This is a genomic window from Devosia sp. 63-57 (genome assembly GCF_001899045.1).
GTDB lineage: Bacteria > Pseudomonadota > Alphaproteobacteria > Rhizobiales > Devosiaceae > Devosia > Devosia equisanguinis.
Genome location: NZ_MKUY01000004.1, coordinates 603386 through 628514, shown reverse-complemented (window position 1 = coordinate 628514; position 25129 = coordinate 603386). Strand labels below are relative to the sequence as shown.

The 25129-nt window shown below is 62.1% G+C and carries 31 protein-coding genes; 7 read left to right on the top strand and 24 right to left on the bottom strand.

The window, feature by feature from the left end; genetic code table 11:
* Positions 1–67: 67 nt before the first annotated feature.
* The 3 genes from BGO80_RS08180 (at position 68) to BGO80_RS08170 (ending at position 1099) form a co-directional block, all read left to right on the top strand.
* Positions 68–226 (top strand): DUF3309 family protein, encoded by a 159-nt coding sequence (locus BGO80_RS08180; protein ID WP_126151012.1) that lies wholly within the window; start codon positions 68–70, stop codon positions 224–226.
* Between the two features lie 79 nt (positions 227–305).
* The gene (locus tag BGO80_RS08175; RefSeq protein ID WP_286720729.1) at positions 306–665 is read left to right on the top strand and encodes an ElaB/YgaM/YqjD family protein; all 360 of its coding nucleotides are present in this window, start codon (positions 306–308) and stop codon (positions 663–665) included.
* 2 nt (positions 666–667) lie between these two features.
* Positions 668–1099: a hypothetical protein gene (locus BGO80_RS08170; RefSeq protein ID WP_286720728.1), complete on the top strand. Its 432-nt coding sequence runs from the start codon at positions 668–670 to the stop codon at positions 1097–1099.
* Positions 1100–1124: 25 nt separating this feature from the next.
* Here BGO80_RS08170 and BGO80_RS08165 read toward each other — a convergent pair whose 3' ends face one another.
* The 4 genes from BGO80_RS08165 to BGO80_RS08150 form a co-directional block, all read right to left on the bottom strand.
* A complete protein-coding gene (locus BGO80_RS08165; protein WP_286720726.1) occupies positions 1125–2624 on the bottom strand; it encodes an HWE histidine kinase domain-containing protein in 1500 nt (499 codons plus the stop codon).
* Positions 2625–2723: 99 nt separating this feature from the next.
* Positions 2724–3644, bottom strand: a complete 921-nt coding sequence (locus BGO80_RS08160; RefSeq protein ID WP_286720725.1) for a diacylglycerol/lipid kinase family protein — start codon at positions 3642–3644, stop codon at positions 2724–2726.
* 4 nt (positions 3645–3648) lie between these two features.
* Positions 3649–5025 (bottom strand): sensor histidine kinase, encoded by a 1377-nt coding sequence (locus BGO80_RS08155; protein WP_286720724.1) that lies wholly within the window; start codon positions 5023–5025, stop codon positions 3649–3651.
* Between the two features lie 116 nt (positions 5026–5141).
* Positions 5142–5897, bottom strand: coding sequence for a Crp/Fnr family transcriptional regulator (locus tag BGO80_RS08150; protein WP_286720723.1), 756 nt, complete (start codon positions 5895–5897; stop codon positions 5142–5144).
* A 128-nt stretch (positions 5898–6025) separates the two neighbouring features.
* On the opposite strand from BGO80_RS08150, the gene BGO80_RS08145 reads away from it, so the two are divergent.
* A complete protein-coding gene (locus BGO80_RS08145; protein WP_286720722.1) occupies positions 6026–6400 on the top strand; it encodes a response regulator in 375 nt (124 codons plus the stop codon).
* 41 nt (positions 6401–6441) lie between these two features.
* On the opposite strand, the gene BGO80_RS08140 is transcribed toward BGO80_RS08145, so the two are convergent.
* Together BGO80_RS08140 and BGO80_RS08135 are read right to left on the bottom strand one after the other, a co-directional pair.
* Positions 6442–6996 (bottom strand): RNA polymerase sigma factor, encoded by a 555-nt coding sequence (locus tag BGO80_RS08140; protein ID WP_126151019.1) that lies wholly within the window; start codon positions 6994–6996, stop codon positions 6442–6444.
* A gap of 6 nt (positions 6997–7002) precedes the next feature.
* On the bottom strand, positions 7003–7227 hold the full coding sequence (locus BGO80_RS08135) for a NepR family anti-sigma factor (RefSeq protein ID WP_126151020.1): 225 nt from the start codon (positions 7225–7227) through the stop codon (positions 7003–7005).
* Positions 7228–7380: 153 nt separating this feature from the next.
* On the opposite strand from BGO80_RS08135, the gene BGO80_RS08130 reads away from it, so the two are divergent.
* Positions 7381–8175: a response regulator gene (locus BGO80_RS08130; protein ID WP_126151021.1), complete on the top strand. Its 795-nt coding sequence runs from the start codon at positions 7381–7383 to the stop codon at positions 8173–8175.
* A 102-nt stretch (positions 8176–8277) separates the two neighbouring features.
* Here the strand turns inward: BGO80_RS08130 and BGO80_RS08125 are convergent, their stop codons facing one another.
* The 6 genes from BGO80_RS08125 to BGO80_RS08100 form a co-directional block, all read right to left on the bottom strand.
* Positions 8278–9417, bottom strand: a complete 1140-nt coding sequence (locus tag BGO80_RS08125) for a succinylglutamate desuccinylase/aspartoacylase family protein (RefSeq protein ID WP_286720720.1) — start codon at positions 9415–9417, stop codon at positions 8278–8280.
* A gap of 10 nt (positions 9418–9427) precedes the next feature.
* The gene (locus BGO80_RS08120; protein ID WP_286720719.1) at positions 9428–9715 is read right to left on the bottom strand and encodes an MTH1187 family thiamine-binding protein; all 288 of its coding nucleotides are present in this window, start codon (positions 9713–9715) and stop codon (positions 9428–9430) included.
* Positions 9716–9740: 25 nt separating this feature from the next.
* Positions 9741–10475 (bottom strand): ABC transporter permease, encoded by a 735-nt coding sequence (locus BGO80_RS08115; protein WP_286720718.1) that lies wholly within the window; start codon positions 10473–10475, stop codon positions 9741–9743.
* Positions 10475–11287: an ABC transporter permease subunit gene (locus BGO80_RS08110; RefSeq protein WP_126151025.1), complete on the bottom strand. Its 813-nt coding sequence runs from the start codon at positions 11285–11287 to the stop codon at positions 10475–10477. Before BGO80_RS08110 ends, BGO80_RS08115 begins: the two co-directional genes overlap by 1 nt.
* Before the next feature lie 76 nt (positions 11288–11363).
* The gene (locus BGO80_RS08105; protein ID WP_286720717.1) at positions 11364–12116 is read right to left on the bottom strand and encodes a transporter substrate-binding domain-containing protein; all 753 of its coding nucleotides are present in this window, start codon (positions 12114–12116) and stop codon (positions 11364–11366) included.
* Between the two features lie 64 nt (positions 12117–12180).
* Complete coding sequence (locus tag BGO80_RS08100) at positions 12181–12978, bottom strand: ABC transporter ATP-binding protein (RefSeq protein ID WP_286720716.1); 798 nt, start codon at positions 12976–12978, stop codon at positions 12181–12183.
* Between the two features lie 159 nt (positions 12979–13137).
* On the opposite strand from BGO80_RS08100, the gene BGO80_RS08095 reads away from it, so the two are divergent.
* Positions 13138–13929 (top strand): YdcF family protein, encoded by a 792-nt coding sequence (locus tag BGO80_RS08095; protein ID WP_286720715.1) that lies wholly within the window; start codon positions 13138–13140, stop codon positions 13927–13929.
* A 70-nt stretch (positions 13930–13999) separates the two neighbouring features.
* Here the strand turns inward: BGO80_RS08095 and BGO80_RS08090 are convergent, their stop codons facing one another.
* The 3 genes from BGO80_RS08090 to BGO80_RS08080 all read right to left on the bottom strand — a co-directional run bounded on the left by BGO80_RS08090 (position 14000) and on the right by BGO80_RS08080 (position 16488).
* A complete protein-coding gene (locus BGO80_RS08090; protein WP_046142315.1) occupies positions 14000–14164 on the bottom strand; it encodes a DUF1328 domain-containing protein in 165 nt (54 codons plus the stop codon).
* Between the two features lie 401 nt (positions 14165–14565).
* Complete coding sequence (gene uxuA, locus BGO80_RS08085) at positions 14566–15783, bottom strand: mannonate dehydratase (RefSeq protein WP_286720714.1); 1218 nt, start codon at positions 15781–15783, stop codon at positions 14566–14568.
* Positions 15784–15870: 87 nt separating this feature from the next.
* Positions 15871–16488 carry a trimeric intracellular cation channel family protein gene (locus tag BGO80_RS08080; RefSeq protein ID WP_353744201.1) on the bottom strand — a complete coding sequence of 206 codons (618 nt, stop codon included), beginning with the start codon at positions 16486–16488 and terminating at the stop codon, positions 15871–15873.
* 90 nt (positions 16489–16578) lie between these two features.
* Between BGO80_RS08080 and BGO80_RS08075 the strand changes: the two genes are divergently transcribed.
* Positions 16579–17199 carry a hypothetical protein gene (locus BGO80_RS08075; RefSeq protein WP_286720712.1) on the top strand — a complete coding sequence of 207 codons (621 nt, stop codon included), beginning with the start codon at positions 16579–16581 and terminating at the stop codon, positions 17197–17199.
* Here the strand turns inward: BGO80_RS08075 and BGO80_RS08070 are convergent.
* From BGO80_RS08070 to BGO80_RS08030, 9 genes are all read right to left on the bottom strand, one after another.
* Complete coding sequence (locus tag BGO80_RS08070) at positions 17196–17531, bottom strand: cupin domain-containing protein (protein ID WP_286720711.1); 336 nt, start codon at positions 17529–17531, stop codon at positions 17196–17198. The two genes, BGO80_RS08075 and BGO80_RS08070, sit on opposite strands and share 4 nt — an antisense overlap.
* A 4-nt stretch (positions 17532–17535) precedes the next feature.
* Positions 17536–18297 carry a 2-dehydro-3-deoxy-D-gluconate 5-dehydrogenase KduD gene (gene kduD / locus BGO80_RS08065; protein ID WP_286720709.1) on the bottom strand — a complete coding sequence of 254 codons (762 nt, stop codon included), beginning with the start codon at positions 18295–18297 and terminating at the stop codon, positions 17536–17538.
* Positions 18297–19127, bottom strand: coding sequence for a 5-dehydro-4-deoxy-D-glucuronate isomerase (kduI, locus tag BGO80_RS08060; RefSeq protein ID WP_286720707.1), 831 nt, complete (start codon positions 19125–19127; stop codon positions 18297–18299). Before kduI ends, kduD begins: the two co-directional genes overlap by 1 nt.
* A complete protein-coding gene (locus BGO80_RS08055) occupies positions 19124–19879 on the bottom strand; it encodes a FadR/GntR family transcriptional regulator (protein WP_286720705.1) in 756 nt (251 codons plus the stop codon). The genes kduI and BGO80_RS08055 overlap by 4 nt, the downstream gene beginning before the upstream one ends.
* A gap of 5 nt (positions 19880–19884) precedes the next feature.
* Positions 19885–21165 carry a TRAP transporter large permease gene (locus BGO80_RS08050; RefSeq protein WP_286720703.1) on the bottom strand — a complete coding sequence of 427 codons (1281 nt, stop codon included), beginning with the start codon at positions 21163–21165 and terminating at the stop codon, positions 19885–19887.
* A 5-nt stretch (positions 21166–21170) separates the two neighbouring features.
* Complete coding sequence (locus tag BGO80_RS08045; RefSeq protein ID WP_126151037.1) at positions 21171–21698, bottom strand: TRAP transporter small permease; 528 nt, start codon at positions 21696–21698, stop codon at positions 21171–21173.
* Between the two features lie 54 nt (positions 21699–21752).
* The gene (locus tag BGO80_RS08040; RefSeq protein ID WP_126151038.1) at positions 21753–22733 is read right to left on the bottom strand and encodes a TRAP transporter substrate-binding protein; all 981 of its coding nucleotides are present in this window, start codon (positions 22731–22733) and stop codon (positions 21753–21755) included.
* A gap of 276 nt (positions 22734–23009) precedes the next feature.
* Positions 23010–24419 (bottom strand): dihydrolipoyl dehydrogenase, encoded by a 1410-nt coding sequence (gene lpdA / locus BGO80_RS08035; protein ID WP_286720700.1) that lies wholly within the window; start codon positions 24417–24419, stop codon positions 23010–23012.
* Between the two features lie 20 nt (positions 24420–24439).
* Entirely contained in the window at positions 24440–25072 is a 633-nt protein-coding gene (locus tag BGO80_RS08030) for a LysE family translocator (RefSeq protein ID WP_286720698.1), read from the bottom strand.
* Positions 25073–25129: the final 57 nt, after the last annotated feature.

Genomic DNA, 25129 nt, shown 5'->3' with positions numbered 1-25129 from the left:
ATCCGTTCACTACAGCCGGGTCGCTCGACGCGGATAGGGCGCGCCATTGTTTCTGTTGGAGGGTTTCATGACACTTGGCACCATTCTCATCATTATCCTGATCCTGCTGCTGATCGGCGCATTGCCCAATTGGGGTTATTCGCGCGGCTTCGGCTATTTCCCGTCCGGCATTCTTGGCGTGGTCCTGGTGATCGTGCTGATCCTGGTTCTGATGGGGCGCGTCTAGCGCCCCCTCCCCTGCGGGGCGGATGGAACTGACAGCGCCTTGCGGCGTTCAATCCACACAAGCACAATAGGAGCGTCAAATGGCAACCACGACTGATATGGCCCCCACGCGCCGCAAGTCCAGCAGCGGCTCGCGCAATTCCTCCAAGACTCGCGAGCAGGAACTGGAAAACCAGATCTCGCAGCTGCAGGCCGATCTCAAATCGATCACCGAAACCCTCGGCAAGCTCACCAACGAGAAGGCCGGCGAAGTCAAGGATATCGCCAAGACCGAGATCGCTGCACTCAAGCGCCGTGGCCAGACCATGATCGATGATGCGCAGGATCAGGCCGGCGAAATCGAAAAGCAGCTCAAGGATACCATCCGCGAAAAGCCGCTGACCGCCGTAGCCAGCGCACTGGGCATTGGCTTCGTTCTGGCGCTCCTGACCCGGCACTGAAAATGAATTTTCTATTGCCGCTCGCCAGCCTGCTTGGCATCGAGGTCGAAGCGGTCGCCGATCGTGCAAAGTCGATGGTGCTGATCTACAGCGCCATCGCTTTGCTGCTTCTGGTGGGCGTCGCCTTCATGATCGCGGCAGGCTATATGCTGCTGGCGCAGTCAGTCGGCCCCATCATCGCCGCGCTGATCTTTGCGGGCACCTTCTTCGTCCTCGGTCTTGCCGTTTATCTCGGCGCGCAGATCGGCGAAGGTCGCCGGCGTCGCGTGGCGGCTGAACGCCGCAAATCTAGTGAAACCGGGGCGCTGCTGACCAGCGCAGCGCTGACAGCCCTGCCGGCCGTGCTTCGGGCCCCCGGCATTCTGCGTCTCGGTGTACCGGCGGCCGCCATTGCCGCCTTTCTGCTGTTGCGCAACAAGGACGGCGATTCCTGATCGAAATCTTTTTCCTGTCGCTGGCTCAGGCCGGCGGCAGGGGTAGCCAGATTTCAGCGCTCACGCCGTCGGCGCCAAAAACCAGCTCGACATTGCTGTCCAGAACCTTGGCCAGGCCACGCTTGACCAGCTTGACGCCCAGCCCCAGCTCTTTCGGCTCCGAAACCACGGGGCCGCCGCTCTCCACCCAATGCATGCGCAGGCCGCGAATCGGGCTGTCTTCGATCTCCCAGGCCAGGTCCACCCTGCCCTCGTCGCCGGACCAGGCGCCAAAACGATGTGCATTGGTGGTGAGTTCGTGCAGGATGAGCCCCAGGCCCAGCGCATGATCTGGCGGCAGCGCCACGTCTTTCCCGCCGGCACTGAGACGCGGCGTTTCCACCGCGAAATCCCGGCCAAGCTCTGCGGCTACCACTTCATGTAATTGCACGCCCGACCAATCGCGATCGGCCAGGAGCAGATGGGCATCTGAGATGGTCCGCAACCGGCCGCTGAAGGCTTCAAGGAATTGCTGGGGGTCGGGATTTTGCCGCAGCGTCTGGCGCGCCACCGACTGGATCATCGCCAGCGTATTCTTGACCCGGTGATTGAGTTCGCGCAGCAGCAGCTTAGTGTGCTCGGCATTCTGCTTGCTGTCGGAAATGTCGATGCAGACGCCCATCATCACCATGGCCCGTCCCGCGCCATCGCGCTGATAGACCCGGCCGCGCATCGACAGCCAGGTGCCGCTGGCCAGCGCCCGCACTTCGGCCTCGAAATCGACGCCGGTCTTGAGCGAGTTGATGATCTTGGAGGTCAGCGCCTTGCGCTCCGCGGGGGCAACGGCCGCCGCAACATCCTCCACCCGCACCACGCCGCCATCAGCAAGCCCCAGCACGCGGCGGAACGTGTCATTGCAGGTGATCTCGCTCGCGGGAATGTCCCAGACCCAGCTGCCAACCTTGCCGGCCTCGAGCGTCAGGGCATGGCGCCACTCCTCGCGCATCAGCGCCGCGGCGGTGCGCGCGCGCACCCGAGCCTCGTCCTTGAGCACCAGCATGCTGGATGTGGTCTCGGCCAGGTCCTGAAGATGCTGGATCAAGCTCGGATCAACACTGTCCCGCACCTTATCATCGAGCACGCAGACCGTGCCGATGGGCTGGCCCCGCACCATGATCGGCACGCCGCAATAGAAACGCACACCCGGCCAGCCGGTGACGAAGGGATTGTCGCGGAATCGCTCATCGCCGAACATGTCGGTGATGGTCAGGGGTGAACGATCCGGCACAGCGATAGTATGGGCGCAAAATGAGATGTCGGCGCTGGTCTGGGTCAGGCCTTCCACACCGAAGCAGGCGCGATACCACTGCCTGTCTGCATCGACCAGCGACACCTGCGCGAACGGCGCGCCGAACATGGCCGCGGCGAGCCGCGAGATTCGATCAAAGTCAATGTCTGGAGGCGTGTCCAAGACATGCAGCTCGTGGAGCACTGCCAGCCGATCTGCGTCGTGAAGGGCCCTGCCGACATCCTCTGGCAGCGTCAATTTGGTCTCACTCACAACACGTCCCGGGCATCCTGCTGTCGGACAGTAATGGCATAGCCTTAATCCACTCCAACGCAGCCACCCCAAAAGCGTTCCACACTATTTTCCGTTATTTTCTGTCTCCGCCGAAGGCAAGATCACCTTCAGCGCTTCATGATGGATTTTGAGGTGAACGCTGGGGTCGAGAGCAATCAGTTCGCCATCGATAACAGCGTGATGGCCCCGGCGACGCTTGGGGAAATGCAGCGTCAATTGCGGCGTCTCCACCTCGCTCACCATGGCGTTGTCGCGCCAGCGTCCGGTCAAGACGTCGATGCCGAGATTGAACAATTCATGGGTCGTGACGCTTGAGGCGAGGTAGACGCCCAAAAGTCCGCCGTCGAGACTTTTCGCCACCGGTACAGGGGCGTTATCGAGTGGATTGTTAGACACCGCGATCCCGGAAACCGTCCGCCGCGATGTGGCACCGCCCCCATAGACCTCGACTTCGAACCGCGGCGGATCGACTGCGGCTGCACCGATGGCACGCAGGCTGGCCAGCATCTTGCCCCAGCGGCTGCCATAGACCATGTGGCTGCGAATACGCACCAGCCGCGCATGGATGCCGACGCCGAACTGATGCACGAATGGCCGGCCATTGGCAGTGGCGATGTCGATATGGTGGACCTGGCCATGGGCAATGGCATGCAGGGCAGCATCGAGATCGAGCGGCATGCGCAGCGCCCGTGCGAAAAGGTTCATGGTCCCAGCCGGCAATATGCCCAGCGGCACGCCGGTTTCGAAGGCTGTCGCCGCCGCCGACGATATCGTGCCATCGCCTCCCCCCGCCAGCAGCGCGTCGGTGCCGTCCGATGTCGCGGCCCGGCGCAGCGCATCGGCGACGCCGTCGCCATCGACCACCACGCAGTCAAGCTCATGCCCGGCATCGGCAAAGATATCGCGCGCTCGCGCCGTGAAGGCATCGAGATCCATGGTGCGCAAAGTGCCGCCGCCGCGGTTCAACACAGCCTTGACGCGCACCGGTTCACTCCATCGCAGCAGCCACGGTCCGCGCCTGCCCCAGGCCGGGCATCGCGATAACCACACAAAGCCCGCCGCCTGCGACGGGTTGATAATCGGGTGCGCCACCGAACTGGCCGGCCAGTTGCTTGATGACCACCGAACCGAGCCCACCTTCATCCGGCGGACCGTCTGGCATGCCGACACCATCATCGGATACAGCCAGCATCGCCACGTCATCCGCCCCGGCGAACAGGCGCACGCGAATTGCGCCGCGCCGTCCATCGGGGAAGGCATGCTTGAGGCTATTGGTGACCAGCTCGCTGACCAGAATACCCAGTGTGGTCGCATCGCGCGAACTCATCAGCACTGGCGCAATATCGCCGCTGAGCGTGATGCGGCCATCATCGGTCTGGGTGGCGGCGATATCATCGAGCACAGGCTGCAGAAAATCGCTGGCACAGGCCGTTTCGAGATCATCGGACAGACGCAGGCGCCGATGCGCCGAGGCTACGGCATGCACGCGCAAGCGCGCTGACTCCAGCGCCTGTCGAACTTCTTCGGAGCGGCTGCGCATCACCTGCAGCGCCAGCAGCGACGAAACGGTCGCCAGCGAATTGCCGATGCGATGATTGGTATCCTGCAGCAGGGCCTCGACCCGCTGGCGCTCATGTTCGGCATGGGCGCGCGCCTCTTCGATATCGCGCGTGCGCTCGGCCACCAGCGCTTCGAGCGCCTCGTTCTGCGTGACAAGTCCAGAGTGACGCTCCGCCAGCGCGCTCACCTGCCTCTGGGTCCGGGTCAAGAGCGCATAGCCCAACACCGCCGCAGCGGCCAGCGCTGCCATCAAAGCCACGACCAGACCATGCCGGTAGCGATCGATTTCATCATTGCGCTGCACCAGCTTGGCATCTTCATCGGTGATGAAAGCCTCGAGCGTGCGGCTCACCTCGGCCATGAGCCGCGCGCCCATGCCGGTTTCGGTCAGCGAAAGCGCTTCGTCCTCGCGCTGGCTGGTGGCGAGCTCGACGGTCCGCTCCATTTCGGCCAGCTTGCCGCTGAGTTCGCCCAAAATGCCATCGAGCCGAGCCGCTTGCTGGGGATCGTCAGCGGTCAGCTCCAGCAATTGGCTGCGCCGGTCCGCGACTGTCGTCATCGCCTCATCGAACAGCTCGAGGAACTGTCGATTCTGCGTCAGCAGGTAGCCGCGTTGGCTCGATTCCGCCTGGCTGAGCGCGTGGGTCAATTCCCGCGCCGAATTGCGCACCGCATAGGTCTGCGTGACGTCGGCAATCTGGCGATCAATACCGCGCAGCAGCGCCAAGGCAAACAGCGCCGTGACGCAAACCAGCCCCAGCGACAACCAGATGGTCAGTCGCCGGACGGTCAGACGTCTCCACATTGGCTGCGCCATGATCGCACCGTTCTCCGCCAAGGCACGAATCGTTCCGAACTCCCTGTTCCGCACATCCCGGCAGGCCCACCATGCCGCAGCGCGATGGCAGTAATACGGCCAAGCTAGATCAACGGCCGCCGCCGCTCGCCCGCACCTTCCCAGCCCGCGATCTCTCTCAGCCCGGCGACATCGATCACTTCGCAGCTGCGATCATGCCAGCGGATAAGCTTCATATTGCCCAGCCGCCGCAGCGTCTTGTTGGTATGCACGATGGACAGACCCAGCGTGTCGGCGACATGCTGCTGACTGAGCGGCAGCGAAGTCGTGCCCTTGCCGCCCATGCCGACATTGGCGGCGCGTTCGCACAGAAATGACAGAAGGTAGGCTGCACGCTCCAGCGCACTGCGACGTCCAAGGCTCAGCAGATGCTCGTCCAGCATGCGCTCCTCGCGCGCTGCAAGCCAGGTGACGTCAAAGCCGAGCCCGGGGTGATTGCGGAACAGTTCATCGAGCCGGTCACGCTGAAACACACACAGCACCAGTGGCGACAACGCCTCGACTGAATGGTCCATCTCGCCGATCACCGAGCCCTGCAGCCCAACCAGATCGCCGGGCAACAGATAGTTCAGGATTTGCCTGCGGCCATCGACCAGCGTCTTGTAGCGAAAGGCCCAACCCGACAGCACCGTATAGAGATGGGCACTGTGCGCCCCCTCCATCAGGATCGAAGAACCTGTCTCGGCAACCAGCTCACCAGACTTGAAGGATGAAACAAACTTCAATTCCTCGGATGTGAAAGGACGAAAACTCGGCATGGCGCGCAGAGGGCATTGTTCACAGGGAACACGCCGGCCCGCTATGGGAAGATCGAGACTCAAAACGAGGTCCTGGGGCTTGAGGATATGCTACCAACGCAGCACATCCCTGCGCGTTCCACATGTCAAAGTTAAATGACAATTTCCCCACTTGAGCCCACCTAGTGGCGCTCATGATGGGAGATCTCGATTTGTCCGAAGGACGCAGTGCATTGATCGTCGAGGGTGAATACCTCGTCGGCCTGCATATCCAGACCATTCTCGAAGCCTATGGATTTACTGACGCCACCATCGTGCCCGGCATCCGCGAAGCCAAGGCGCTGTTGCGTAGTGAGACCGCGTTCGACCTGGCCGTCGTGGAAATCGCGCTCGACCGGCCTGACACCATCGACTTTGCGCGCGCCCTGCGCGACGCCAAGACGCCGCTCATCGGCACCACTACGGATTTGCGCGCGCATTCGGGCATTGCCGGTCTCGATTCCGTGCCCATTCTCCCCAAACCCATTCCGGAAGAAAGCCTGGCTGACGCGGTCAGCGCAATGTTCTTGCCACCCGATACTCCATAGACAATCGGCCCAGCCATTTTGGCCGGGCCGATCAGGAGGGATCAGAACGAGTGGTTGCCCGATGTCACCTGGGCTGACACGGCATCGGGGCCATAGTCGGATTCGCCCGAGATCTTCAGCATCTCCGCCAGGCGCGAGCGGGCCCGGCTGACGCGGCTCTTCATGGTACCGACAGCGCAATCGCAGATTTCGGCAGCTTCTTCATAAGAGAAGCCGGAGGCGCCGATAAGGATCACCGCTTCGCGCTGGTCATCGGGCAACTGCGACAGCGCCTTCTTGAAATCTTCCAGATCCATGGAGCCGTATTGCGACGGATGCACCGACAGGCGTTCGGTGAAAACCCCATCGGAATCCTGCACTTCGCGACCGCGCTTGCGCATCTGGCTATAGAATTCGTTACGCAGGATGGTGAAGAGCCAGGCCTTGATATTGGTGCCCATCTCGAAGCTGGACTGCTTGGCCCAGGCTTTCATGACCGTATCCTGAACGAGGTCATCGGCCTTGTCGTGCTTGCCGGTCAGCGACACCGCAAAGGCACGCAGGCTGGGCAAGGTCGCCAGCATTTCGCGTTTGAAGGAGGGAGTTTCGGCGCTCATACCGGCTTACTCTCCGTCCTGATGTTTGCCCGTCTTGGACTTCTGCGCCTGCTCGGCACTGTCCAGACGCTCAAGCAGGTCGAGCAGGTCGTCCGGAACCCCCTCGTCCTGAACGGCGCCGTAAAGCGCGCGCAGCCGCGACCCGATATCGGAATGCGGCCCGAGCCCGTCCTCATCCCGCCCCGCCTGCGACTGCACACGTTGCTGAAGCGCACTATTGTCTTTTGTCATACCTGCAATGACCGATCAGTCCGTTGAATGCCCATTGGATGACGAAATGCGGGAGCTCAAAAAAAGTTCCCACCCTTTCGGAACTTTTATCGCAGCTCTCCGTTTTACGGTCTCGTGAATCACGATCACAAAGCGTCATTGGGAGTTTCGTCTATGTCTTTGTCCATGCGGATCGCTCCGCATCTGCCTTATCTGCGGCGTTTTTCTCGGGCAGTCACCGGATCGCAGACATCGGGAGACGCTTATGTCGCCGCGACGCTCGAAGCCCTGATCGCCGATATTTCCTTGTTCCCGGAAGCCTCTTCCGACCGTATTGCCCTTTATCGACTTTTCTCCACTCTCTTTTCCTCCTCTGCCGTTCGCGTTCCCGAACCGACCTCCAGTTTCGCCTGGGAGCAGCGCGCCGCCAACAATCTCTCAAATCTCGCGCCCCGCACGCGTCAGGCCTTCCTGCTTGTCGCCGTCGAAGGCTTCAGCCACTCCCAGGCTGCTGAAGTGCTTGGTGTGTCGGAATCCGAATTCGGCCAGCTGCTGTCCGAAGCCTCGACCGAAATTTCGCGGCAGGTGGCGACGGAAATCATGATCATCGAGGACGAGCCGCTGATCGCCATGGATATCGAGCAGATGGTGGAAAGCCTCGGCCATACCGTGGTCAGCATCGCCCGCACCCACAAGGAAGCGGTGAACCTGTTCAATCAGACCAGCCCGCGCATGATCCTTGCCGATATCCAGCTCGCCGATGGCAGCTCGGGCATCGATGCAGTCAACGATATTCTCAACACCCACTCGGTGCCGGTGATCTTCATCACCGCCTTCCCCGAGCGGCTGCTGACCGGCGAACGTCCCGAGCCCACCTTCCTCGTGACCAAGCCGTTCAACCCCGAAATGGTCAAGGCTCTGATCAGCCAGGCCCTGTTCTTCGACGAAGGCTCGCGCAACGCCGCCTAAGTCACCCGCCGTCCCCCGCGCCGACCGTCAAACCCGCTCCCAGGCAGAATGACGGTCGGCGTATTTTTTGCGCTTTTGGTTGTTCACCGACGGCCAGAAACCTCAGTCTTCCAGCAGATAGCCGCCGGCGCGAGCCGGCAGGATTGTCGTGCCGACAATCTTGGCGATAGATGCGCCGCCCACGACATATTTGGCGCTGGCGCGGGACAGAATGATGCCATCCGTGCCGGATCGGATCGGCTGGCGGGCCATGAAAGATTCGGGACCATCCATGGCAATCAGCTCGGCCACCACCTGACCCGCCCTCACGCTTTCGCCCAATTCCACCTGATAGGCGAGTAGCCCGGCGCTGGGCGCGCGCAGAATTTCTGTGGCCTCGAAAGGGGTCGGCGACGGCGCTGGCTTTGCAGGCGCAACGGCGGCGTCGATCAGCCCGCGCCCGGCAAAGAAATCGAACAGCCCATTGGCATCCTCGATCCCTAGCGCATCGCTGACATCGGCCTGCCCCCGATATTCCAGCGTCGCCGTCTCGGCAGCCATGGGAATGGGCACACCGGGATTGGCGGCCTGCGCCTTGCGATAGAGCGCGGGCAATACCTCGTCGAACGAACCGCCGCCGCTATCCTCGGCAGTCAGGGTCGCGGCGACGCCCATGCGATCCGCCAGATCCTGCAGCCCTGGCATCAGCTCGGGCGAGGTGAAAATGTGCTTGAGGCTGAGATCGTCGCAATGCAGATCGAGCACGATATCGGCGTCATGCGCCGATTGCAGCACTTTGAGCCGCAGCGTCTGGTTGGCCGTGACGGGGCGCTGTTCGGCAATCCAGTTTCCCACGGCGCGGCGCAACAGGGCCATATTGGCCGCCCCATCCTGGGTGAAGCGCCCCTCCACCGCCTTGGCGACCAGCGGATAAAGATCAGGCCAGCGGCGATTGAAATTGACACCGGTTTCGAGATCATAGCGCCCGATATGGCGGCGCAGCACCCGTGTCGACAGGCCCAGCGGATTGACCGAGGGGAAGATCGCAAAGCGCGCCTTGAGCCTGCCCTGCGCATCGGCATCGCGCAGGCGTGGCAACAGATGATGCAGCGCCATGGTGCCCGGCTGCTCGTCGGCATGCAGCGCCGCCTGCAAATGCACCTTGGTCGGCGCATTCTCGGGACCGGCGCTATACCAATAGAGCACCGTGGTCTGACCGGGACTGTCGCCGGCAAGGGTCACTGTGTGCTGCTGAAAACTCATTTCGCTATACTCACGCTAGGCTGGCCAGCTTGTCGGCCATGGTCTGGGGCTTATCGCTGCGGGTGGAGAAATGCATGGTGCAGAACACCCGCTCCACCCCCATCTCCCGCAGCTTCTGGCAACAGGCTTCGACCACCGCCGAAACCTGCGCCATCTCGCCTTCGATATTGGTACCATTGGCGTGCATGTGATGGCTGAGGCCCGAGCGCTCGATGATCTCGCGCACTTCCCGAATGTAACGCGACACCGAGGGCCTGACACCCATCGGAACCACGCAGAGATCGGCGACAATGAACATTGCTTTTGCTCTCGGAAGAAGGCGGTCAGCGCAACCAGCGCGGCATGAAACGCATGCGCGGCGGCTGCGGCAGATGCCGCATGAGATGGGAATAGATGCGCCCGAAGATGAAGAAGATCACCAGCGACACGGCGAGGAAGTAGAGCGCCGCCACCGAAAAATGCAGGAAGGCATTGAAGTCGCGCTCGAACAGACCCTTGGCCGTGATCATCAGGTCCTTCTGCGCCCCCACCACCGGCAGGGCGAAATAGACGATGGCGGTGGCGTGGAACAGGAAGACCACTTCATTGGTATAGGCCGGCCAGGCCAGGCGGATAAGATTGGGCCAGATGACACGGCGGAACTGCTGGCTGCGGCTCATGCCATAGGCCCGCGCCGCCTCCACCGCACCGCGCGGCACGGCCCTCAGCGCCCCGTAGAAAATCTCGGCGGTATAGGCCGCCGTATTCAGCACCAGAACCAGCGGCCCCATGAACAGCGGATGCAGCACGAAGCCTGAAATCCCCAGCGGCCGCCACACGCTCATATTGAGCGACAGCGCCAGGGAATAGAACATGAAGAACTGGATGAAGAGGGGCGACCCGCGGAACGCATAGATATAGCCGCGCGACAGCCGGTTGATCAGCGGATTGCTCGAACCCTTGCCGAGCGCCAGGAAGATGGCCATGACAAAGCCGATCGGGATCGAGGCAGCGGCGAAGTAGATATTGAACAGCACTGCCGGCGCCATGACGGCGAGATCGTCGAAAAATCCCTGCATCAGCCGCGCGCCTCGCTGAGAATGCCGCGGCCGGTTCGTCGCATGAGCGCGTCGAAAGCCCGCTCCGACAGCCAGGTGACGAGGATGTAGAAGACGAAGAGCACGAGATAATAGCGCCAGCGCCAATCGTCATGCACCAGCCCCACGGCCGGCAGGAAGTTCGGCGCGCCCAGACGGTCGGCCCAGAGCACGATATCGGCGATCTGCAGGAGCGACAAAAGCGAGGTCGCCTTGACGATCAGCATCCACACATTGGAGAGGCCCGGCAGCGCATAGACCCACATCTGGCGGATATGGATGCGCCACAATACCTGGCGCGCGCTCATGCCATAGGCGCGCGCGGCTTCGAGCTGCCCGGCAGGCACCGAGCGCATGGCGCCGTGGATGACATTGGTGGCGAAGGCGCCATAGACCAGGCCAAGCGACACGCTGGCCAGCATCAGATATTCGCTGGTGCCGAGAAACCAGTTGGCCTCCCGACAGGGCGGCCAGGGCGCTGTCTGGGCGGCAATGGTTTCGGGCGTACACACCTGGGTCGCCACGATCCATTCCACCGCCTGCTCGAAGGCCAGGGGAAAGAACAGGAAGAACAGCACATCGGGCACGCCGCGCACGATGGCCGAATAAAAGCTGCCGATCATCCGGAGCGGCAGGTGGCGCGAACTTTTCAGGGTGGCGCCAATCAGCCCGAAGATCACCGCCAGCGTCCCGCCCATCAAGGCAGCGAAAATGGTGAACTGAAAACTGGCGTACCAGGTCAGGTGCTTGCCGTTTGTCAGGTAGCTGACCCAGAAGGCGATGTCGTCGAGCATGCTGTCTCGTATTTTGAGGCTATGCCCCCTCCCCTTTAAGGGGAGAGGGCAATGGAGCCGCCAGGACTAGTGCCGATTACTCGGCGAAGTACGGGCCCTTGCCGTCGAACCACTTGGCGATCAGTGTGTCGACAGTGCCATCGGCCTTGAGCGCGGTCAGGGCATCGTCGATCTTGGTCTTGAGGTCGGCATCGTCCTTGCGCAGGCCGGCGCCGACGCCGCCACCGATCAGGATATCCTCGCCCACGAATTCGATGGCGCCATTGGACGCCGCGACCACCGGCTCGAGATAGGCGCCATCGGCCAGGATGGTGTCGACATTGCCGGCCATCAGGTCAGCCATGTTCTGGTCGGCGGTGGTGAAGCTGACCACCGTATTGCCGCTGGCCAGGTTGGCTTCGGCATAGGCGGCCTGGATGGTGCCACCCTGCACGCCGATACGGGCGCCGGAAAGATTGGCGAAATCCAGGGTCGAGCCGGGGGCGGCGACGAACTTGGACGGATCGGGCGGGAAATAATTCTGGGTGAAATCGATGGTGGCCAGGCGCTCCTCGGTGATCGACATGCCTGCCATGATCAGGTCGTAATTGCCGGCCAGCAGGTTCGGGATGATGGAATCCCAATCATTGATGATCCACTCGCAGCTCAGTGCCGCCTTTTCGCAGATGGCATTGCCGAGATCGATTTCGAAGCCGGCCGGCGCGCCGCTATCGTCGAGGAAGTTCCAAGGCGCATAGGCGCCTTCGGTGGCGATGCGCACGGCTTCCTGCGCCATTGCCGGGGTTCCCAGCGCGAGTGCCGCAACGGCGGCGAGGACAAGTTTCTTCATAGGTTTTCTCCGTGCTGACTGGTTCGTTTGGTGCCCGGCTGTCCGGGTCTGGTTTCGCCTGCCGTCATTCGTGGTTGGCGGCATTGAGAAATTGCTTGAGGCGGGCCGAGCGGGTGGCGCCGAACACTTCGTCCGGCGTGCCCTCTTCCTCGATCAGCCCGAGATGGAGGAAGATGACGCGATCGGAAACGGTGCGCGCAAAGTCCATGTCATGGGTCACCAAGACCATGGTGCGGCCCTCGTCGGCGAGCAGCTTGATCACCCGCAGCACCTCGACTTCGAGCTCCGGATCGAGGGCGGAGGTGGGTTCGTCGAACAGCATAACGCGCGGATTGATGCACAGCGCCCGCGCAATGGCGGCGCGCTGCTGCTGGCCGCCGGACAATTGCGCGGGATAAGCATCGGCCTTGGCGCCGATCCCCACCTTGTCGAGCATGGCGCGGGCTTCGGCCTCCACTTCGGCACGATCGCGCTTCTGCACCACCAGCGGGGCTTCCATGACGTTCTCGAGCACTGTCATATGGGCCCAGAGATTGAACGACTGGAACACCATGCCCAGTTCGGAGCGGATGCGGCGGATCTGGCCTTCGTCGCCGATCTGACGGTGCTGGCCCTCGCCTTTGAGGCGGATCGCCTCGCCATCGATCAGCACATCGCCGCTATCGGGAATTTCCAGCATGTTGATGCAGCGCAGCAGGGTCGATTTCCCCGATCCAGAGGACCCGATCAGCGATACCACCTGCCCTTCGCGCGCCGTGAACGATATGCCCTTGAGCACCTCCAGGGTACCGAACGACTTATGCAGATCGCGCAGTTCGACGACTGGCATCGCCCCCGCCACAGCGGGTTCAGCTTGCTTCATGCTCACCTGGCCCGGGACGCGGGCGCCTTCCTGACTTGCGATTGCCTAATTGCTAGGCTGGCAATCTTGACCGTTTGGTAGAAAAGCAGATGCTGGCCAGAGTGCAAGCGTCAAATCACCCGGCGTCGATCACGCCACCATTTTAGACATGGAATTCCAGTGTTTTTTGTTCTGTCGAAGGTTTTCTGGCTGCTAGCGCAGCCGCTGAGCATTGTTCTCGTGCTGTTGGCCTGCGCCATCGTCCTGCTCTTTGTCGGCCGCCGCAAGCTCGCGATCGCCCTGCTCGTGCCGACGGCGCTGGTGCACACGCTCACCAGCTTTACCAGCTTCGGCTATGTGATCATCCAGCCGCTCGAAGCCAGGTTTTCGGTGCCGGCGACCATGCCGGAAAATGTCGCCACCATCATCGTCCTGGGTGGCGCCACACTTGCCCGCCCCAGCACAGCCCGACAGACAAGTGAACTCAATGAGGCCGGGGACCGGCTGACCACCGCGCTATGGCTCGCACGGTTCTATCCCGAGGCGAGCCTGGTGCTGAGCGGGGGCGCCGGACTTCTCGATGACACCACCGAGGCCGAAGCCACCACCATGCAGCGCTTCTTCATCCAGCAGGGCATCGCGCCGGAACGGCTGGTGCTGGAAGAGGCCTCGCGCAACACCGACGAGAACAGCGCCTTCACCCGCGACTATCTCGCCACCGTCGATGGGCCGGCCATTCTCGTCACCTCGGCCTTCCACATGCCGCGCTCGATGGGCCTATTTCGCAAGCAGGGGCTCGATCTCATCGCCTGGCCGACTGATTATCGCAGCTCCGGGCGTGAAGGCTTCGGCTTCGACATTTCCAACCCGGTCAACAATCTCAGCGTCACCACCGTAGCGATGAAGGAGTGGATCGGACTTGTTGTCTATCACTGGACCGGACGCACCGCCGACCTGTTGCCGAGCCCATGAAAAAAGGCGGCCACTGGGGCCGCCTAAGTGTCGTCAGGAGGAGGTCGGGAGGGGAAGAGGGTTAGAAAACTCAGGTCCGGCGGAAGAGGCCGATGACCAGAGAAATGACCAGGAAAGCCAGGAACAGGAAGAACAGAATCTGCGCAATTCCTGCCGAGGCGCCCGCAATACCACCGAAGCCAAGAACACCGGCAATAAGCGCGATCACAAGGAAGACCAGAGCATAGTACAGCATGGGAAACTCCATGAATAAACCTGCTCATAAAACGCGCCGCCATTGCCGAAGTTCCAGCCTCCGAAAAATAGCGTCAGTGGTGGAGGTATGCGGTCGTCTGCTTTAGCGCTTGGCGCGAAAGGCGCCGACGTCTCGGGCCTTTTCCGCTACCCTCCCTCAGTGCACGGCACGGGAAGCCCGATTGCATTTGGCCACAAGCTCTCATCCCCCACCCCGGCCCTCCCCGCAGGCCGGGAGGGAGAAGAACCAGTGCTTTGGGCAAAATCTCGCGCCAAACGCGATGCGGCTCCTCCCCCCTGACGGGGGAGGCTGGGTGGGGTGTGCAGCGCGCTCGAACCCAAAGGCAATGCCCCTGCCTCAAGCCGGCGGTCGAGACTGAACCGACCTAACCCCGAGCTGTTTTATCGCCCCAGACCGAAGTCGTGGTGCTCCAGCGCCGTCATCACCCCACGCAATTCGGCGAGGCCCTTCATGCGGCCGATGGTCGGGTAGCCGGGCTGCGAGCGGCGGCCGAGATCATCGAGGATGTCCTGGCCATGGTCGGGCCGCATGGGGATCTGCCAGTCGGCGCGACCCTCGGCCTTCCTGCGGCGCTCCTCGGCAATGACAGCCGCGATGACCGCAACCATGTCGGTATCGCCACCCAGATGCTCCGCCTCGTAGAACGAGCCGGCGATATCGTCGCTGTCGCGTTTGACATTGCGCAGATGCAGGAAGTGAATTTTCGGGCCGAAGCGCTGTACGATCCCCGGCAGGTCGTTGTCCGGCCGCGCACCCAGCGAGCCGGTGCAGAAGGTCATGCCGCTGGCAGGACTGTCGACCGCGTCGAGAATGTACTTGTAGTCCGCCTCGGTGGACATGATGCGCGGCAGGCCCAGCAAAGCGAATGGCGGATCGTCCGGGTGGCAGCAGAGGCGAAGGCCCAGCTCTTCGGCCGTGGGCACCACCTGCTCGAGAAAATCGACAAAATGGGCCTGCAGCTGCTCGCGGCTGATGGCGCCATATTCGTCGAGATGGGCCTGCACATCGTCCAGCGTCATCGACTCGGTCGAGCCCGGAAGACCCATTGTGACGTTGCGAGCGAGTTGCCTTTTCTCGTCCTCGGTCATCTCCGCCACGCGCCGCGCCGCTTCATCGGCGATGGCATTGGTATAGTCGGCCGGCGCGCCCGGTCGCTTGAGAATATGGATGTCGAACGCGGCGAAGTCGTTTATGTCGAAGCGCATGCAGGAGCCGCCATTGGGCACGGTCCAGCGCAGATCGGTCCGTGTCCAGTCGAGCACCGGCATGAAATTGTAGCATATGGTCTCGATGCCGCTGGCCGCCAGGTTGCGCATCGAGATCTTGTAGTTCTCGATATGCTCGCGCCAATTGCCCTTCTGCTTCTTCATGTCCTCGGTGACGGGCAGGCTTTCCACCACGTCCCAGGTCAGCCCGGAGGGCGAGCCATCCTTACGGGTCTGGATGTCACGGTGCCGCCTGGCGATTTCCTCAGCGGTCCACACCACACCATTGGGCACATGATGCAAGGCACTCACGACTCCAGCCGCACCCGCCTGGGTGATGTCATCGATGCTGGTAAGGTCCTTGGGGCCAAACCACCGCCACGTCTGTCGCACCTGGAAACTCCATTCTTGTATGGAAGTTCAATGCCACAATCGGCGCTGCGTCGGAAGCCTCATTGATGCCGCACCCGGCTCATGCGCTTACTTGCGCATGCCCCGGTCATAGACGAATTTCGGCATTTCCCATTTGAAGGCGATGGCGAGGGTACGCAGGGTAAAGCCGAGGATGATCGAGCCGATGACCATGAGATCGATGGGCACGCCGGCTCCGAGCCCGGCGAAATAGACGATGCCGGTGATCATCGATACGGTGGCGTAAAGCTCGCCCTGGAAGATCAGCGGAATATCATTGCACAGCACGTCGCGCAGGATGCCGCCGGCGGTTCCGGTCACCATGCCGGCGACAATGACGATGATCGGATGCACACCCGCTTCGATGCCGATATTGCAGCCGATGACGGTGAAAACCACGAGGCCCAGCGCATCGAGCAGCAGGAACGGCCATTTGAGCCGATCCACCAGCCGCGCCAGCGGAATGGTGGCCAGCGCCGCGCCGCAGACCAGCAGCAGCACATAGGGGTTCTTGACCCAGACCAGCGGATAGTGATCGAGCAGGATATCGCGCAAGGTGCCTCCGCCCAGGGCGGTGACGCAGGCGATGAGGCAGACGCCGAACCAGTCCATATTGCGGCGCCCGGCGGCCAGGGCTGCGGTCATCGCTTCGGCGGCAATGGCGATGTAGAAGGCAATCAGCAGCATGGTCATTTTCCGTGCGGCGCGAAAATCGGGTTGTGGGCCGCGCGTCCCGATAGCAGCATGTGCCTGTCGTTCCCATTGGAAACAAGCCCCATGCGTCAGCCCGCCAGTGTCCGCACGCTCGAAGAATTCGGCCGCGTCCGGCTGAGCGACAGCTTCTTCATGCGCGACTTTCTCTATTCCGAGATCGCCGTGATCAATGGCTTTGCCAACCTGCCCGACGATCCCGACCTTGCCATAGCTGCGGGCACCAAGCTCTGCGAGGACCTGCTGGAGCCACTGCAACAGCATTTCGGCCGGATCTCGATCCGCTCGGCCTATCGCTCAACGGAGGTCAACGGTTTCGGTAATGCCAATGGGCTCAATTGTGGGAGCAATGAAAAGAACTATGCGGGCCATATCTGGGATCATCGCGACGCCGAGGGTCGCATGGGCGCCACGGCATGCATCGTGGTCAACCGCTTCATCCCCTATTACGAGACGACCGGCGACTGGGAAGCCCTTGCCTGGTGGGTGCATGACCACCTGCCCTATTCGGACATGGAGTTCTTTCCCCGCTATGCCGCATTCAACCTCACCTGGCGCGAAGACCCGGTGCGGCGCATCTACAGCTTCATCCCGCCCCGCCGCGGCCTACTTACCCGCCCCGGCATGGACAACTGGAGCGGCAAGCATGAGACCGCCTATGCGCGCATGCTCAATGCACTTGGCTAAAGAAAATCCGCCCGGTGCGGCGTAAACACATCTACCAGCCGCCCCTTTTCCAGGGCCACCACGCCATGCACCAGGCCTGACGGCACGATGAAGCTGCCGCCTTCGCCGACCACTTCAGTCACCCCGTCGATGGTCACCTCGAAACTGCCCTCGGCTACATAACTGACCTGGATATGCGGGTGACTGTGCAGCGCGCCGACGGCGCCCTTTTCGAAGCCGAACTCGACCTGCATCAGTTCCGGCGTATGGATCAGCACCCGCCGCATATTGCCGGGCGCCAGCTCGGTCCATTCGGTCTGGTTGGGTTGGGCGAAGAATTTCTGTTCAGTCATCAGATCACCTTGCGAGCCAGCCGCCATCGACAGGGATGACGGCGCCATGCATGTAGTTGGAAGCGGGCGCGAGAAGGAATACGGCGGCATCGCCGATATCCGACGGCACGCCCCAGCGTCCCACAGGAATACGCCCGAGAATGGCGGCAGACCGATCGGGGTCGTTGCGCAGCGCCTCGGTATTGTTGGTCTCGATATAGCCGGGAGCGATGGCGTTCACATTGATGCCGCGCGCCGCCCATTCATTGGCGAGCAGACGGGTAATACCCAGCACGCCACTTTTGGAGGCAGTGTAGCTCGCCACCCTGATGCCGCCCTGAAAACTCAGCATCGAGGCAATGTTGACGATCCGCGCCTTCCGCCCCTCGGCCAGTGCCTTGCGCCCCAGCGCCTGGCAGAGGAAGAACATGGTCTTGAGGTTGATATCCATCACCGCGTCCCAATCGTCCTCGGTGAAGTCGACCGCATCCACGCGCTTGATGATGCCGGCATTGTTGACGAGACCATCGATCGGACCATGCTCGGCCCAGGCCGTATCAAACATCGCCTGGGCGTCGCGAACCGATCCCAGGTCCGCCCGTATGGCGACGAAATCGGCGCCCTGCTCGGCCATCAGCGCCGCCGTTTCGCCCATATCCGAGCGCCCGACGCCGATCACCTTACCCCCGGCCCGACCGATGGAAAGCGCAATGCCCTGCCCGATGCCGGTATTGGCGCCGGTGACCAGAATGGTCCTGCCCGCAAGGCCGAAGGCGGACAGGTCCATCAGAGCAGGTCCTCCATGGCCACCTTGTCGACATCGGTGTAATCGACATTGTCGCCGGCCATGGCCCAGATGAAGGTATAGGCGCCGGTGCCTGCACCGCAATGGATCGACCATGGCGGGGAGAGGATGGCCTGCTCGTTGCGCACGATCAGGTGGCGGCTTTCGGTCGGCTCGCCCATCAGATGCACCACGAAGGCGTCGGGCTTGAGATCGAAATAGAGATAGGCCTCCATGCGCCGGTCATGCACATGCGCCGGCATGGTGTTCCAGACCGAGCCCGGTGCGAACTGGGTGAGCCCCACCACCAACTGGCAGGTTCTCACGCTGTCGGCATTCACATATTGATAGATCGAACGCTGATTGGCGGTTTCCTGACTGCCGAGATCGAGCCGCTTGGCGCCGGACTGCTGCAATAGCGTTGTGGGGTAGCTGGCATGGGCCGGCGCGCTGAGCAGATAGTATTTTGCACCCTCCCCACCGAAACGCACGTCTTTCGCGCCCATGCCGACATAGAGCATGTCGCGGGGTCCGACCGCATGCTCGACACCGTCGACATGGACCTGGCCGGCGGCACCGATATTGACCGCGATCAACTCGCGCCGGTCGAGGAAATTGGCGGTGCCGGTGGGCTTGATGGTGTCCAGTGCCAGCGGCGTACCTGCGGGTACCGCGCCCCCCACCGCCATGCGGTCGTAATGGCTATAGGTCCAGCGCAGCTGTCCGGCCACGAACAGATCGTCGATGAGAAAGTTTTCGCGCAGTTCATCGGTGCCCAACCCGGCGGCGGTGATGGGATCGATGGCGAAGCGAATATCGAATTCTGTGGTCATGACAGGTCCTGAAGTGATGAGCTTTGCTCGGCCAGCCGGGCGCGATAGCGGTCTTGGCTGCGCGAGAGATGCTCTCGCATGGCCTCGCGCGCGCCCTCGGCATCGCGCGTGGAGATGGCGTTGAGAATGCGGCGGTGCTCTTCGTGCAGCCCCGCCTGGTAGTCATAGGTCAAGACGCTTTCCGTGCCCCAGGGCGAGGCGACGTCGCAGGGAATGGTGCGACTGCCCAGGGCATCGAGCACCTCGATATAGAAGGGATTGTTGGTGGCCGCGGCAATCGCCCGGTGAAAGGCAAAGTCGGTCTTGCCGGTCGGGTTGCCGATGGCCAGCAGGCGGCCGAACTCATTCCACGCCTCAAGGATTGCCGCCTCCTGGCCGGCGCTGCGCCGCTGCGCCGCCAGCCCCGCGGATTCGATCTCGATGCCCATGCGCACTTCGAGCACGTTGAGCGCCACCGAGATCTTGTTCGAGCGTTCCCCGCCAATGCTCGAAAAGGCCGATGTTGGGCCCGACATCACGAACACACCGGCGCCCTGGCGCGACTGCACCAGCCCATCGGCGGCAAGCGCCGCGATGGCCTCGCGCACCACCGTGCGACTGACGCCGAAATGCTGGGTGAGCTGGCTTTCGGTCGGCAGTTTTTCCCCGGGCCCCACCTCGCCGGTGCCGATGCGCTTGCGCAGCGCCTCGACCACCATTTCAGCCAGTTTGGGTTTGCGCGCCGGAGGCGGCGTTGCTTCGATCACAGACATGACGATCACCGGAACAGGCTCGGGAGCCACAGGGAGAGCGCCGGGATATAGGTCACCATGGCCAGCACCACCAGCCCGGCACCATAGAATGGCCAGACGCTTTTCATCGCCGTCCAGATCGAGATCTTGCCGACGGCGGCGGCGACGAACTGCACCGGCCCGAGCGGCGGCGTATTGAGACCGATACCCAGATTGAGGATCATGATGACGCCGAAATGCACCGGGTCCACGCCGAAAGCCGTGACCATGGGCAGGAAGATCGGGGTGGTGATGATGATCAGCGGCCCCATATCCATGAAGGTGCCCAACAACAGCAAGAGCACATTGATCAGCAGCAGGACCATCAGCGGATCACTGGTAAGCTGGCCGACGAATTCGGTGAGAATGGGCGCTACGCGCAGATAGGCCATCAGCCAGCCGAACGAGGCAGCAGCGCCGATGATGAACAACACCATGGCAGTGGTCCGCACGGCGCCGGTGACACAATGCACGAAATTGGACCAGCTCATCGAGCGATAGACCAGGAGCGTGACCAGGAAGGCGTAGATTACCGCGATGCAGGAGCTTTCCGTGGCAGTGAAAATACCCGAACGCACCCCGCCGAAGATGATGACTATGAGCAGCAGGCCAGGAATGGAGACCAGGAAATACTGGAACGCGCGCGCGAAGCCCGGAAAGGGCTCCGTCGGATAGCCACGCTTGCGCGCCACCACATAGGCGGTAATCATCAGGGCGACCGCCAGCAGCAGCCCGGGAATGACGCCGGCGGTGAAGAGATCGGCAATCGAGATGCGTCCGCCCCCGGACAGCGAATAAATGATCATATTGTGGCTGGGGGGCAGTAGCAGCGCGATCAGTGCCGACATCGAGGTGACATTGACCGCATAGTCGGCGCCATAGCCGCGCGCCTTCATCTGCGGAATCATGATCCCGCCAACCGCCGCCGCTTCGGCGACAGCCGAGCCGGAAATGCCGCCGAACAGCGTCGAAGCCAGAACGTTGACCTGCCCCAATCCGCCGCGCACATGGCCGATGATCGAGCCGGCAAAAGCAATGATCCGCGCCGCGATGCCGCCACGCATCATCAGGTCGCCGGCGAAGATGAAGAAGGGAATGGCTAGCAGCGTGAAGGCCCCGACGCCGGAATTGAGCTGCTGGAACACCACGACCGGCGGCCGGCCGATATAGACGATGGTGGCGAAACTGGCGATGCCGAGGCAGAATGCGATGGGCGTACCCACCACCATGAGCAGGCCGAAAACGCCGAAGAGAACCCAGTATTCCATGGCGATCAGGCCTCAGTCACGGTTGGTTCGATGATGTCAGCGTCGACCGGCTCTCCCGCCAGCCGCAGGGCCATGCGCTCGAGCACGAAAAGGCAGATCAGCACGCCGGAAACGATGATGGGCAAATAGGTAAAGGTCTGCGGCAAACCGATCACCGGAATGCGGACGCTGGCACCCCGAATGGCCAGTTCGCTACCGAACCAGACCATGCCGAAACCGAAAGCGAAGATGGCAATGTCGCTGATGCTGCGCAGCCAGGGCTTGGCAGCTGCCGGCAAGGCGTAAAGCAGCACGTCAAATCCCATATGGAACTTTTCGCGCACCCCGACAGCGGCGCCCAGGAAAATGAACCAGCTCATGATCATGATCGCCCCGCCTTCCGTCCAGGACGGGGACGCATTGACGACGAAGCGCATATAGACCTGGTAGGCGACAATGACGGTCATGGCGACAAGCCCGATGCCCGACAGCCAGAGTGCAAGATTTGAGAGCACGTTCAGCACGCGGCTGACGGCAAGAAGTCCGCTTTTCATCGGTTCATCCCCGCGGTGAAGCCGAGCCGACCGAAGCCGGCCCGGAACGATCAATCAGCCTTCGGTGGCCTGGATGCGGGCAACCAGGTCCTGCAGCTTGGGGTCAGTGACATACTTGTCGTAGACCGGCTTCATCGCATCGATGAAGGGCTGCTTGTCGACGGTGTTGATCGTGGCACCAAGCGCTTCGACCTTGGCCTTGGATTCCACTTCCTTGGCCGCCCAGAGCTCACGCTGATGCGGCACCGATTCCTGGGCGGCTTCGCGCATGGCCGCCTGGTCTTCGGCAGAAAGGCCATCCCAGACGACCTTGGAGACCACCAGCACTTCAGGCACCATCAGGTGCTCGTCGAGCGAATAGAATTTGGCGACTTCGGCGTGGCCGGCAGTGTCGTAGCTGGGATAATTGTTCTCGGCGCCGTCGATGACGCCGGTCTGGATGCCCGAATAGACTTCGCCATAGGGCATGGGCGTGGCATTGCCGCCCAGCGCGCCGACCATGTCGACGAAAATGTCGGACTGCATGACGCGGAACTTCATGCCCGCCATGTCTTCAGGCGCGGTGATCGGCTTGGAGCTGTTGTAGAACGAGCGCGCACCGCCATCATAAAAGGCCAGCGCCACCACATCCACCGCATCGAAGGCCGCCAGGATTTCCGCGCCGATCGGACCGTCGAGCACATTGTGGAAGTGATCGGCCGAGCGGAAGATGTAAGGCAGCTGCGTGACCGTGGCTTCCGGCACCTGGGTGCCGAAGGCGCCGATGGAGATGCGGTTGAGATCGATGACGCCGAACTGCGTCTGCTCGATGGTGTCAGCCTCGCCGCCCAGCTGAGCGGAGTGGAACACTTCGACCGAATAGCGCCCGCCGGTCTTGTCCGAGAGCAACTCACCGAATTTCTTGACGGCTTCGACGGTCGGATAGCCATCGGGATGGGTATCGGACGAGCGCAGCACCGTCTGGGCGCTGGCGGTCGAAACCATCAAGGCAGACGCAATGACGGCGGCAGCCGCCATCTTAGGCAGATGAAACATGAAGTCCTCCCAATGTGTCTTGCTTGGTGGCGACAAGGCTCCTCCCCCACGCCACCGGCGGGCAAGCCCGCCACCAACCCGGCTTGTCTTGGCAAAGTCCGAGTATCGTGCAAACTAGTATGGAAGACGAAATGACAAGTCAACATACAATTACTTGTATGTTGTATGATGACTTTTCAGGTGCTTGCGCGACCATGAAAAAAGCTCCCCAAACCGGTGTTTGGAGAGCTGCTTAAATGTGCCGTTCTGGCGGGACAGATGCGGTCCGGAACGGAATCAGATGTGGATGGCGCCGTCGCCCAGGGCCAGTGCGGCTTCGCGGATGGCTTCCGACAGGGTCGGGTGGGCATGGGTGGTGCGCGCCAGATCTTCGGCGGCACCGGAGAATTCCATCAGCGTCACCAGTTCATGGATCATCTCGCCGGCATTCTTGCCCACGATATGAGCACCCAGGACGCGGTCGGTCTGCACATCGGCGAGAATTTTGACAAAACCCTGTGTCGCCAGCATCGCCTTGGCGCGGCCATTGGCGGTGAAGGGGAATTTGCCGATCTTGTATTCGACGCCTTCAGCCTTGAGCTCGTCCTCGGTCTTGCCCACCGAAGCCACTTCCGGATTGGTATAGACCACCGATGGAATGGCGGCGTAGTTCACATGGCCGGCCTGGCCGGAGAGGATTTCGGCAACGGCAATGCCCTCGTCCTCGGCCTTGTGCGCCAGCATCGGGCCGGCAATCACGTCGCCAATGGCATAGATACCGTCGACCGAGCTCTTGTAATGCGCATCGACGCGGACGCGGCCACGCTCGTCCAGCGCCACGCCAGCGAGGTCAAGGCCCAGCCCTTCGGTAAACGGCTTGCGGCCGATGGCCACCAGCACGACATTGGCATCGAGCAGTTCGGCGTCACCACCCTTTGCCGGCTCGACCCGCACCTTGAGCGCACCATCGTCCTGCTTGTCGACGCCGGCAACCTTGCTCGACAGCTTGAATTCCATGCCCTGCTTCTGGAGCATGCGCTGGAACTGGCGGGCCACTTCGCTGTCCATGCCCGGCAGGATGCGGTCGAGATATTCGATCACGGTGACCTGGGCACCAAGACGCTGCCACACCGAGCCCAGTTCGAGGCCGATCACGCCGGCGCCGATGACGACGAGCTTGTTCGGCACCTTGTCGAGGCTGATACCGCCGGTCGAGGTGACCACGGTCTTCTCGTCGATATCGATGCCCGGCAGGTTCGCCGATACCGAACCAGTGGCGATGACGATATTCTTGGTCGAAATTTCAGTCTGCGGACCGCTTTGCGGCGTCACCAGCACCCGGCCGGGGGCCGGGATCGAGCCGATGCCACGGAACACGGCGATCTTGTTCTTCTTGAACAGATAATCCACGCCGCCGACATTGGAGGCGACCGTTTCGGTCTTGTGGTTCATCATCTGCGGCAGGTTGAGCTGCGGGGCCGGAATATCGATGCCCAGCGCCTTGAAGCCGTGACCGGCTTCCTCGAACAGCTCGGAAGCATGCAGCAGTGCCTTGGAAGGGATGCAGCCGATATTGAGGCAGGTGCCGCCCAGTGTCGGCCACTTCTCGACCACGGCCACCTTCATCCCCAACTGTGCCGCACGGATGGCGCAGACATAGCCGCCCGGGCCCGAGCCGATGATGGTGAGGTCGAATTGATCTGCCATGGTAAGAAACCCCGAAACTGTTAGCGCTGCTGTGCCAGCGCGACACGAACCGCCAGCGCCAGAAATGTAATGCCGGTAACCCGATTAAACCACCGGCCGACGCGGAAAAAGCCCTGCCGCACCGAATGGGTCGTAAAGAAAACCGAGACCAGTGCAAACCAGGCAAAAAGCATGATGCTCATGCTCGCCACGTAGATCACCTTTACATTGCCCGCCGTATGCACGGAGACCAAGGACGTGAACAGGGCAAGGAAGAACAACACCGCTTTTGGATTGAGAAGATTGGTGAGGAACCCCAGCGCAAAGGCGGCCATGTCGCCGCGCGGGCTTTCGCCACCTTCCGCAATGCTGGGCGGCTGCGGCGGCGGACTGCGCAACGCCGCGATGGCGAGCCAGACGAGATAGGCCGCGCCGGCCCATTTGAGAATGTTGAAGGCCAGCAGCGATTGGCCCACCAGCACGCCGACGCCCAGTAGCGTGTAGCTGCCATGCACCAGGATCGACGTGGCAACACCGGCCGAAGTGAACAGCGCAGCACGCCGACCATGCACCACCGATTGGCGCAAGACCATGGCGAAATCGGCGCCCGGAATAACCGCATTGATGCCAAAAGCCAGCATCAGGCCTGCAAATTCCAGCCAGGGGAAGGTCATCACTGCTACCGCGCGTTAGTGGGCGGCAAAGCGTTACACCAGCCAACCCGCCCCGGC

Bases quoted from the DNA above. Each gene is read 5' to 3' on its own strand.
- BGO80_RS08135 (WP_126151020.1), bottom strand. From the start codon at position 7,227: ATGACAAAAGACAATAGTGCGCTTCAGCAACGTGTGCAGTCGCAGGCG.
- lpdA (WP_286720700.1), bottom strand. From the start codon at position 24,419: ATGGCAGATCAATTCGACCTCACCATCATCGGCTCGGGCCCGGGCGGC.
- BGO80_RS08030 (WP_286720698.1), bottom strand. From the start codon at position 25,072: ATGACCTTCCCCTGGCTGGAATTTGCAGGCCTGATGCTGGCTTTTGGC.
- BGO80_RS08130 (WP_126151021.1), top strand. From the start codon at position 7,381: ATGTCTTTGTCCATGCGGATCGCTCCGCATCTGCCTTATCTGCGGCGT.
- BGO80_RS08110 (WP_126151025.1), bottom strand. From the start codon at position 11,287: ATGCTCGACGACATCGCCTTCTGGGTCAGCTACCTGACAAACGGCAAG.
- BGO80_RS08070 (WP_286720711.1), bottom strand. From the start codon at position 17,531: ATGACTGAACAGAAATTCTTCGCCCAACCCAACCAGACCGAATGGACC.
- BGO80_RS08120 (WP_286720719.1), bottom strand. From the start codon at position 9,715: ATGTTCATTGTCGCCGATCTCTGCGTGGTTCCGATGGGTGTCAGGCCC.
- BGO80_RS08105 (WP_286720717.1), bottom strand. From the start codon at position 12,116: ATGAAGAAACTTGTCCTCGCCGCCGTTGCGGCACTCGCGCTGGGAACC.
- BGO80_RS08115 (WP_286720718.1), bottom strand. From the start codon at position 10,475: ATGCAGGGATTTTTCGACGATCTCGCCGTCATGGCGCCGGCAGTGCTG.
- kduI (WP_286720707.1), bottom strand. From the start codon at position 19,127: ATGACCACAGAATTCGATATTCGCTTCGCCATCGATCCCATCACCGCC.
- BGO80_RS08155 (WP_286720724.1), bottom strand. From the start codon at position 5,025: ATGTGGAGACGTCTGACCGTCCGGCGACTGACCATCTGGTTGTCGCTG.
- BGO80_RS08050 (WP_286720703.1), bottom strand. From the start codon at position 21,165: ATGGAATACTGGGTTCTCTTCGGCGTTTTCGGCCTGCTCATGGTGGTG.
- BGO80_RS08040 (WP_126151038.1), bottom strand. From the start codon at position 22,733: ATGTTTCATCTGCCTAAGATGGCGGCTGCCGCCGTCATTGCGTCTGCC.
- BGO80_RS08125 (WP_286720720.1), bottom strand. From the start codon at position 9,417: ATGAGTTTTCAGCAGCACACAGTGACCCTTGCCGGCGACAGTCCCGGT.
- BGO80_RS08045 (WP_126151037.1), bottom strand. From the start codon at position 21,698: ATGAAAAGCGGACTTCTTGCCGTCAGCCGCGTGCTGAACGTGCTCTCA.
- BGO80_RS08140 (WP_126151019.1), bottom strand. From the start codon at position 6,996: ATGAGCGCCGAAACTCCCTCCTTCAAACGCGAAATGCTGGCGACCTTG.
- BGO80_RS08175 (WP_286720729.1), top strand. From the start codon at position 306: ATGGCAACCACGACTGATATGGCCCCCACGCGCCGCAAGTCCAGCAGC.
- kduD (WP_286720709.1), bottom strand. From the start codon at position 18,297: ATGGACCTGTCCGCCTTCGGCCTTGCGGGCAGGACCATTCTGGTCACC.
- BGO80_RS08075 (WP_286720712.1), top strand. From the start codon at position 16,579: ATGCGTCAGCCCGCCAGTGTCCGCACGCTCGAAGAATTCGGCCGCGTC.
- BGO80_RS08080 (WP_353744201.1), bottom strand. From the start codon at position 16,488: ATGCTGCTGATTGCCTTCTACATCGCCATTGCCGCCGAAGCGATGACC.
- BGO80_RS08180 (WP_126151012.1), top strand. From the start codon at position 68: ATGACACTTGGCACCATTCTCATCATTATCCTGATCCTGCTGCTGATC.
- BGO80_RS08055 (WP_286720705.1), bottom strand. From the start codon at position 19,879: ATGTCTGTGATCGAAGCAACGCCGCCTCCGGCGCGCAAACCCAAACTG.
- BGO80_RS08100 (WP_286720716.1), bottom strand. From the start codon at position 12,978: ATGAAGCAAGCTGAACCCGCTGTGGCGGGGGCGATGCCAGTCGTCGAA.
- BGO80_RS08170 (WP_286720728.1), top strand. From the start codon at position 668: ATGAATTTTCTATTGCCGCTCGCCAGCCTGCTTGGCATCGAGGTCGAA.
- BGO80_RS08090 (WP_046142315.1), bottom strand. From the start codon at position 14,164: ATGCTGTACTATGCTCTGGTCTTCCTTGTGATCGCGCTTATTGCCGGT.